The sequence below is a fragment of the Streptomyces atriruber genome, from assembly GCF_001418325.1.
In the GTDB taxonomy this organism is placed as follows: Bacteria; Actinomycetota; Actinomycetes; order Streptomycetales; family Streptomycetaceae; genus Streptomyces; species Streptomyces atriruber.
The window spans coordinates 1-1,053 of sequence record NZ_LIPN01000697.1 but is presented as its reverse complement, the minus strand read 5'-3'; the positions used below and the strand labels follow the sequence as shown (position 1 = coordinate 1,053).

Below are 1,053 nucleotides of genomic sequence, written 5' to 3'. Positions count from 1 at the left end.
GGGGTAGCCGTAGCCGGGCTGCGGCGCCTGCGGCGGCTGGCCGTAGGGGCCAGGCTGCTGCGGCTGCTGGCCGTACGGCCCGGGCTGCTGGGGCTGCTGCCCGCCGTACGGGCCCGGCTGGTTGTAGCTCATTGCTGGGGGTCCCTCCCGATGCTTATGTGTTCCGAACATCCTGGCGGATGGGAGCGCGGGGTTGGGCGGCCGGGGCGGATCGATGCGGAGTTGTTGAGCGGCTGTTCCAGAGGACGGACGTACGAGGGGCGTCCCGGGCCTCCCGGGGGCTCCCGAGGGGCGTACGACGGCCCGGGGCGCGCGCACCGCCCCGGGCCTTTTCTCCGCTTCTCCGCTTATGTCCCGCTGCTCCGCTACGCCTTGACGCGGGCCGCCTTGCGCAGTTCGGCGGCGAAACGGGAGACCTCGTCCGTGGGCAGGCCGCCACCGCCGCCCTTCACCATCGCGGCCACGTCGATGCCGAAGACGATGCCGTACGTGCTGTGATCTGCCCAGATGCAGATCGGCAGCTTCGTCGAGTCGCCGTCTTCCGCGATGGTCGCGGTCTGGCACTTCATGACGGCGTTGTCGAGACCGTCCGGCTCGACGCTCTCGGGACTGCCGACGAGCTCGATCTGCTCGTCCGGGTCGCCGGTGGCCTTCCCCGACTCCTTCTTGGAGTTCTCGTCGGCCTTGGCGAAGCCGTCGTCGACGGCCTGTTCCGGGTCCTCGATGTCGCCGTACATCCCCTGGAAGCTCATCTGCTTGCCCTTGAGAGCTTCACCGGATTCGTACGTGGCCGCCACGTTCTCCGCGTTCTTGATGCCGATCTCCTCGGCGTTCTTCTTGTCGCCGGAGCCGAGCGGGCCGTCGTCGGGGTCGTCGGACGCGTCGCCCTTCTTGTACTCGCCCACCGAGGCCGGCGGCACCAGCTTGTGCGCGCCGTCGTCCTCGACCGAGGCCGAGTCGCTTCCGCCGAAGAGGAAGTACGCGCCGACGGCGGCAGCGGCGACCACGGCGACCGCGCCGATGACGAGCCCGGTCTTCTTCTTGCCGCCGCTC

Annotated in this window: 1 protein-coding gene; it reads right to left on the bottom strand. The window is 70.0% G+C overall.

Features of this window, described 5'->3' with window-relative positions; all coding sequences use genetic code 11:
* Nucleotides 1-365 precede the first annotated feature (365 nt).
* A partial coding sequence (locus AOK03_RS40155; protein WP_055570229.1) for a hypothetical protein occupies nt 366-1,053 on the bottom strand: 688 nt, incomplete at its 5' end.